This is a genomic window from Paracoccus sp. S4493 (assembly GCF_000967735.1).
Taxonomy (GTDB): domain Bacteria; phylum Pseudomonadota; class Alphaproteobacteria; order Rhodobacterales; family Rhodobacteraceae; genus Paracoccus; species Paracoccus marcusii.
Window position 1 is genome coordinate 1 of sequence record NZ_JXYF01000089.1, and the last position, 6,873, is coordinate 6,873.

The window sequence follows — 6,873 nt, forward strand, 5'->3', positions numbered from 1 at the left end:
CGTGGCCGAGGCGATCGACCGTGCCTCCGACGCCCTGGCGGGGATCGCGGCGGCGGTGGCCTGGGCGGCGGGGGCCACGCTGGTCACCGGCTTCGTCGTGCTGATCGGGGCTGCGGCGGCGGGCGAACGCGCCCGCGTCTATGAGGCCGCGATCCTGAAGACGCTAGGCGCGTCGCGCGCGCTGATCCTGGGCAGCTTTGCGCTGCGCCAGGCGCTGATGGGGGCAGCGGCAGGGCTGGTCGCGCTGTTGGGCGGGGGCCTCGCGGGCTGGGCTGTCAGCCGCTTCGTGATGGACGTGCCCTATCGGTTCGACATGGGCTCGGCGCTGCCCATCGTGGCGGGCGGCATCGCCGCGACCGTCGTGGCGGGGCTGGCCTTTGCGTGGCGCCCGCTGGCCGCGCGGCCCGCACAGGTCCTGCGAGCGCAGGACTAGGGGTCGACGGGACCGGGCAGGGGGGCCGCGGGCTGGGACACGTCGCGTTGCCATTCCCGCCAGATCGACATCAGCAGCGCCATCAGCACCGGCCCCACGAACAGGCCCACCAGGCCCATCGTCTTGATCCCGCCGATCAGCCCGAAGAACGTGGCCAGGAACGGCAGCTTGACCGGGCCGCCGATCAGCACGGGGCGGATGGTCTTGTCCACGATGAACAGCTCGACCGTGCCCCACAGGAACAGCGCGGCGCCCGCGACCGGCGTTCCGCTGAACACAAGATAGGCCGAGATCAGCGTGAAGGACAGCGGCGCCCCGCCCGGAATCAGCGCCATGAACCCGGTCACGACCCCGAAGAACACCGGCGAGGGCACCCCTGCCAGCCAATAGGCCGTGCCCAGGATCACCCCCTCGCCGATGGCGATCAGGGTCATGCCGGTGACGGTCGCGCTGATCGTGGCGGGGACCACGCGCGACATGTGCGACCAGCGGCCGGGCAGGATGCGCGCGCCCACGCGGTCCAGTTGTGCCACGATGCGTTCGCCGTCGCGATAGAACACGAACAGCGCGATCAGCGTGAACAGCAGGTTCAACATGAAGTGGAACGCGGTCGATCCCGCGGTCAGGATGCCGCGATAGACGGAATAGATGTTCGACCCGGTGACCGCCTGGACCAGCTGGCTGATCGCGCCGGGCTGACCGATATAGGTGCGCCATTGCTGGTCCAGCCATGGCCCTACGCGGGGGATGTCGGCGATCCAGGGGGGCGTGGCCTCGCCCATGGCGTTCACGTTGCCCGCCCACAGGATCCAGACGCGCAGTTCGGCCGCCGCATAGGTCAGCGCCATCAGCAGCGGCACCACTAGGATGCACAGGATCGCCAGCACCAGCAGCGTGGCGGCCAGCGTCGGCCCGCTGCGCTGTGCCAGACGCTCGCGGATGCGCCAGCTGGCCACGCAGATGATCGTCGCGGCCAGGACCGGGATCAGGAAGCCGTGGAAGAAATAGATCGACGCCGCAAGGATCCCCAGCAGCAGCCAGCGCGCGGCCGACAGGTCGGTGACCAGCGGGCGCGGCGCCGGACGGGGAACGGCGTTGCGGTCGGCCCCTGGGGTCATTCGCGCGTCTCCGGGTGGTCGTCACCAGGGGCGGGCGGCAGCGTGCCCTCGGCCCGGTCGCGGTGCAGGGCGGCGCGGCCCAGCAGCATCAGTGTGACGGGGACCGTCGTCATGATGCCCAGACCCACCATCAGCTCATGCAGGATCGGGCGCCCCTGCTGAAAGCTGGCCAGCAGCGCCGACCCCAGGATCACCCCGCCCGTCCCCCAGCTGGAGGCCAGCGTCGGCGCATGCAGCCGGTCATAGAAGCTGTTCATCCGCAAGAACCCCCAGGCCCCGATCAGCGTCAGCGTCGCGCCCAGCATCACCAGCCCCGCCACCGGAATGGCCAGCCACAGGGGGATGTCGTCAAGCGGGCTCATTCGATCACCTCTCCGCGGAACAGGAACTTGGCCAGCGCGATGGAGGCCACGAACCCCATCACCGCGATGACCATCGCGGCCTCGAACAGGTACAGTGAGCCAAGCCGCATCCCGGTGACCAGGAACAGCAGCATCACCGCGATATACAGCGTGTCAAGGGCCAGCACCCGGTCCTGGGCGCGGGGACCGCGCAGGATGCGCAGGCCCGCCAGGCAGCCCGCCAGGGCCAGGACCACCTGGGCATAGCCGATGGCAAAGGTCAGGATCGTGCCGCTCATTCGAAGATCTCCTGCAGCATGGGTTCATACACGTCGCGGATGACATGCAGGTAATGGTCGGTTTCGGCCCCGTCGAAGACATGCAGGACAAGCGTCTGGCGGTTGTGGGAATATTCGATCCAGGCGGTGCCGGGCGTGGCGGTCAGGATGATCGACAGCACCGCCAGCCCGGTCGGGCTGCGCAGCTGCAGCGGCACCTCGAGGAAGGCCGAGCGGCGGCCCGACCGCCCCTCGGTCAGGATCAGCCGCGCCACGCGGATGTTCGACCGGACGATGTCGCCGAACAGCGTGGCGATCAGCCGCGGCACCACGCGCCAGTTGCGCGGCGTGGCCCGTTCGGGGTGCAGCGACGACATCGCCCAGCCCGCCAGCAGCGCCAGCGCGCCCCCCAGCAGCAGGTGACCAAGCGAGAACCGCGTCATCACCATCCACAGCAGCGTCAGCAGGCCCGACTGGACGGGATAGGGGACAAGCCGGGTCATCATGGAACGTCCTCTGGGGTGGGCGGCTGCGCGTCGTCGGCACGGGGCGCGGTCAGCACGCCCTGGGCATAGCGCGACGTCTGGTGCAGCGCCTGCGCGGTGCGGTCGGTATAGCGCAGCACGGCCTCGGATTCGATGCTGATCACGGCCAGAACGGCGATCAGGGCCATGATCGGGGCGATCTCTATCGCCATGACGGGGGAATCGCGGTCGTCATTGGCCCAGAAGGTCTGGATGCCGATCCGCGCCAGCCCGATCAGCGTGGCAAAGCCCGATACCAGCAGCAGCGCGACGAAGGCCCAGCCCAGCCAGGGGCTGGTATCGGCCGTGTCGAAGACGCCCTGGATCATCGTCAGCTTGCCGATGAAGCCGGGCATCGGCGGCAACCCCGCCAGCGCCAGCAGGCACAGCGCAAAGCACGCCGCCAGCAGGGCGGGGCCCGCGGCGATGGCGGGGCCGTCCGGACCGTCGTCTTCGGACGGCAGGTCGGCCTTGGCGCCATAGATCTCGGCCGTCAGGGCCAGCATGGCGGCGATGCCGCCGTCGTCGCGCGACATCGGCTCGACCATCAGGAACAGGGCGCCCGCGGCCAGGGTCGACGCGACCATGTAATGCAGGGCGCCCGCCAGCATCCATTCCCCGCCCCCCGCCAGCGCCAGCCCGGTCACGGCCAGCATGGTGCCCGACGACAGGATCACCGCATGCGCCGCGATCCGCCCCAGGCTTTGCGACGCCAGCACGCCCAGCATGCCGAAGACGACCGTGGCCATGCCCAGCCCGATCAGCAGCCCTGCGCCCAGCCCCGCAGACGGGCCCGATCCGGCCGCGAACAGCAGCATCGTCAGGCGCAGGATCGCATAGATGCCCACCTTGGTCATGATCGCGAACATCGCGCCCACCGGCGCCGCGGCGGCCATGTAGGCGTTGGGCAGCCAGAAGGACAGCGGCCATATGCCCGCCTTGACCAGGAAGGCCACCCCCATCAGCGCCAGGCCCATCTGCAGCAGGGGCCGGTTGGCGGCATCGATGTCGGGCATCATGCTGGCCAGATGCGCCATGTTCAGCGTGCCCGTCACGCCATAGATCAGGCTGATCCCCAGCAGCAGCAGCAGGGACGCCGCCAAGTTGATAGCGATGTAATGCAGCCCCGCGCGGACCCGCACCTGTCCCGACCCGTGCAGCAGCAGGCCATAGGACGCGGCCAGCAGCACTTCGAAAAAGACGAACAGATTGAACAGGTCGCCGGTCAGGAACGCGCCGTTCAGACCGACTAGCAGGAACTGGAACAGCGAAAAGTAATGCTGCCCCTGCCGATGCCAGGACGCCCGCGCATAGACCAGCGACGCCAGCGCCAGCACCGATGTCAGCAGCAGCATCATCGCCGCCAGGTGATCCAGCACCAGGACGATCGCCATCGGCGCGGCCCAGTCCCCCAGCAGGTAGAAGCCGATGTTCTCGGCCCCTTCGGACGCGCCCAGCTTGGCGCGCATCAGCAGCGCCACCGCCACCGCGAGGGTCAGCCCGGTCGCGATCAGGCTGAGCCAGAATTTCGCCGCGCGCTGGCGGTCGTCATAAAGCAGCATCAGCGCGCCGGCGACGAAGGGGATCAGGATCGGGGCGATGATCAGGTGCTGGCTCATGGCTGCTCTCTCTCGCGGCCGTCGACATGGTCGGTGCCGGTGAACCCGCGCGAGGCGATCAGCACGACCAGGAACAGCGCCGTGGTGGCAAAGCTGATGACGATGGCGGTCAGGACCAGCGCCTGGGGCAGCGGGTCGGCATAGCGGGTCGGATCGACGAAGCCGCCCTTGGGCATGATCGCGGGCGCTGACAGCGTCAGGCGCCCCATGGAAAAGATGAACAGGTTCACCGCATAGGACAGCAGGCACAGCCCGACGATGACCTGGAAGCTGCGCGGGCGCAGGATCAGCCAGATGCCCGACGCCGACAGAACGCCGATGGCCAGGGACAGCACGATCTCCATCAGCGGATCTCCTTTGTGGCGGGGGCGGCATCGTCCTGTTCGCGCAGGCGCGCGGCGCGCAGGGACTGGTGGGCGATGGCGATCAGCATCAGCACCGTCGCGCCCACGACCAGGGCAAAGACCCCCAGGTCGAACAGCAGCGCGGTCGCGGCGGGCACGTTCCCGATCAGCGGGATCGAGACATAGCGGGCATGGGCCGACAGGAATGGATAGCCGAAGATCCACGACCCCATCCCCGTGCCCACCGCGATCAGCAGGCCGATGCCCATCCAGCGGATCGGCAGGATGGTCAGCCGCGCCTCGACCCAACGCACATTGGTGGCCAGGTATTGCAGCAGGAAGGCGATGGCCATGGTCACGCCTGCGGCGAAGCCGCCGCCCGGCAGGTCATGGCCGCGGAAGAAGAAATAGGCCGCGACCATGATCAGCACCGGGAACATCCACAGCATGATGACCGAAGGCACCATCAGGTAGTCGTCCAGCGCCTGCTGGCTGGTGGCCTGCTGCTGGTTGGGTTGGTCCACGCTTTCGGGGGCAGGGCGGAAGCGGCGCAGCAGTGAATAGACGGTCAGGCCCACGATCGCCAGCACGGCGATCTCTCCGAACGTGTCGAAGGCGCGGAAATCGACCAGGATGACGTTCACCACATTGGTGCCGCCGCCTTCGTAATAGGCGTTGGCCAGGAACCAGTCGCCCACGTTCGGGACCAGCGGCCGTGTCATCACCGAATGCGCCACCAGGGCGATGCCCGACCCGCCCGCGACGGCCATCACCAGGTCGCGCATCCGCCGCCTGCGCGCGGATGCCAGGTTGTCCTCGGGCAGGCCCGCCCGGCGTTGGGGCAGCCAGCGCAGGCCCAGCAGCAGCAGGACCGTGGTCACCACCTCGACCAGCAGCTGGGTCACGGCAAGGTCGGGGGCCGACAGCCAGGCGAAGGTCAGGCAGGTCACCAGACCCGCGCCGCCCAGCATCGCCAGCGCGGCAAATCGGTGGTACTTGGCCTGCCACGCCGCACCCACCGCGCAGGCCCCGCCGATCAGCCACATCAGCGCGAACGCCGGGCTGAAATCGGTCACCCGCGCCGGGGGTGCCCAGGGGAACCGCGCGCCGATGGCCGCGACGGCCAGAAACAGCGCGACCGCCACCAGCAGGCGCAGCTGCGGCTGCAGCCGTTCGGTCGCCAGCCGGCCCAGCACCCGGCGGGGCAGGACCCACGCCCCCTTCAGCATCAGCCGGTCGAAGACGCGCTGCCCGCGCAGGCGGTGCAGCAGGGGCGGGCCTTCGGGGCCCCGGGGGATGCGGGTCCGGGTCATCGCATAGATCAGCGTGCCCACGCCCAGGGACACCAGGCTGAGCATCAGCGCCGCATTGACCCCGTGCCAGATCGCGATGTCGTAATAGGGCAGGTCGGGCCCCAGCACGGCGCGCGCGGCGCGGTTGATGACGGGGCCGATCACCGGCGCGGGCAGGATGCCCACCGCCAGGCAGGCCGCGGCCAGCAGGCTGACGGGCAGGCGCAGCAGGACCGGCGCCTCGGACACGCGGCCGCGCAGGGCGTGGGGCAGCGGGCCGAAGAACACCGACGCGATGAACCGGATCGCATAGGCGGCGGAAAACGCGCTGGCCACGACCGCCAGATAGGGCAGGCTGTCGTCCAGCCAGCTGCCGTTGTGCCAGGCGACGGCTTCGGCCAGGAACATCTCCTTGGACAGAAAGCCGTTCAGCAGCGGCACGCCCGCCATCGCGGCGGATGCGATGAGCGCCAGCGTCGCGGTGAAGGGCATCACGCGCGCCAGGCCCCCCAGCTTGCGCAGGTCGCGCGTGCCGGTCTGGTGGTCGATGATGCCCGCGGTCATGAACAGCGACGCCTTGAAGACCGCGTGATTGCAGATGTGAAAGATCGCGGCCAGGATCGCGCCCTGGCTGCCGATGCCGGCCAGCGCGGTGATCAGGCCCAGATGGCTGATCGTCGAATAGGCCAGCAACCCCTTAAGGTCGTGGCGGAACAGCGCGATCACCCCGCCTATCAGGAAGGTCGCCATGCCGATGCCGGTCACGGCCAGGAACCACGCCTCGGTCCCGCCCAGGACGGGAGAGAAGCGGATCAGCAGGAACACCCCGGCCTTGACCATCGTGGCACTGTGCAGGAAGGCCGAGACCGGGGTCGGCGCCGACATCGCGCCGGGCAGCCAGAAGTGGAACGGCACCTGCGCCGA

8 protein-coding genes are annotated in these 6,873 nt (G+C 69.3%); 1 reads left to right on the top strand and 7 read right to left on the bottom strand.

Translation table 11 applies throughout. The features are described 5' to 3' along the window. Positions 1-433: FtsX-like permease family protein (locus tag TW83_RS12755; protein ID WP_045983160.1), on the top strand; the 433-nt coding region annotated here is incomplete at its 5' end. Here TW83_RS12755 and TW83_RS12760 read toward each other — a convergent pair. The 7 genes from TW83_RS12760 to mbhE all read right to left on the bottom strand — a co-directional run. Continuing rightward, the gene (locus TW83_RS12760) at positions 430-1,551 is read right to left on the bottom strand and encodes an AI-2E family transporter (RefSeq protein WP_045983161.1); all 1,122 of its coding nucleotides are present in this window, start codon (positions 1,549-1,551) and stop codon (positions 430-432) included. The genes TW83_RS12755 and TW83_RS12760 overlap by 4 nt on opposite strands. Further along, on the bottom strand, positions 1,548-1,913 hold the full coding sequence (gene mnhG / locus TW83_RS12765; protein ID WP_045983162.1) for a monovalent cation/H(+) antiporter subunit G: 366 nt from the start codon (positions 1,911-1,913) through the stop codon (positions 1,548-1,550). Before mnhG ends, TW83_RS12760 begins: the two co-directional genes overlap by 4 nt. Continuing rightward, complete coding sequence (locus TW83_RS12770; protein ID WP_045983163.1) at positions 1,910-2,191, bottom strand: K+/H+ antiporter subunit F; 282 nt, start codon at positions 2,189-2,191, stop codon at positions 1,910-1,912. Before TW83_RS12770 ends, mnhG begins: the two co-directional genes overlap by 4 nt. Continuing rightward, on the bottom strand, positions 2,188-2,676 hold the full coding sequence (locus TW83_RS12775) for a Na+/H+ antiporter subunit E (protein WP_239441335.1): 489 nt from the start codon (positions 2,674-2,676) through the stop codon (positions 2,188-2,190). The genes TW83_RS12770 and TW83_RS12775 overlap by 4 nt, the downstream gene beginning before the upstream one ends. Further along, positions 2,673-4,313: a monovalent cation/H+ antiporter subunit D gene (locus TW83_RS12780; protein ID WP_045983164.1), complete on the bottom strand. Its 1,641-nt coding sequence runs from the start codon at positions 4,311-4,313 to the stop codon at positions 2,673-2,675. Before TW83_RS12780 ends, TW83_RS12775 begins: the two co-directional genes overlap by 4 nt. Then, positions 4,310-4,657 carry a Na+/H+ antiporter subunit C gene (locus TW83_RS12785; RefSeq protein ID WP_045983165.1) on the bottom strand — a complete coding sequence of 116 codons (348 nt, stop codon included), beginning with the start codon at positions 4,655-4,657 and terminating at the stop codon, positions 4,310-4,312. The genes TW83_RS12780 and TW83_RS12785 overlap by 4 nt, the downstream gene beginning before the upstream one ends. Then, a partial coding sequence (mbhE, locus tag TW83_RS12790; protein ID WP_045983167.1) for a hydrogen gas-evolving membrane-bound hydrogenase subunit E occupies positions 4,657-6,873 on the bottom strand: 2,217 nt, incomplete at its 5' end. The genes TW83_RS12785 and mbhE, both read right to left, overlap by 1 nt.

Excerpts from the sequence above, each read along its gene's own strand:
- TW83_RS12760 (WP_045983161.1), bottom strand. The coding sequence starts at position 1,551 with ATGACCCCAGGGGCCGACCGCAACGCCGTTCCCCGTCCGGCGCCGCGC.
- mnhG (WP_045983162.1), bottom strand. The coding sequence starts at position 1,913 with ATGAGCCCGCTTGACGACATCCCCCTGTGGCTGGCCATTCCGGTGGCG.
- TW83_RS12770 (WP_045983163.1), bottom strand. The coding sequence starts at position 2,191 with ATGAGCGGCACGATCCTGACCTTTGCCATCGGCTATGCCCAGGTGGTC.
- TW83_RS12775 (WP_239441335.1), bottom strand. The coding sequence starts at position 2,676 with ATGATGACCCGGCTTGTCCCCTATCCCGTCCAGTCGGGCCTGCTGACG.
- TW83_RS12780 (WP_045983164.1), bottom strand. The coding sequence starts at position 4,313 with ATGAGCCAGCACCTGATCATCGCCCCGATCCTGATCCCCTTCGTCGCC.
- TW83_RS12785 (WP_045983165.1), bottom strand. The coding sequence starts at position 4,657 with ATGGAGATCGTGCTGTCCCTGGCCATCGGCGTTCTGTCGGCGTCGGGC.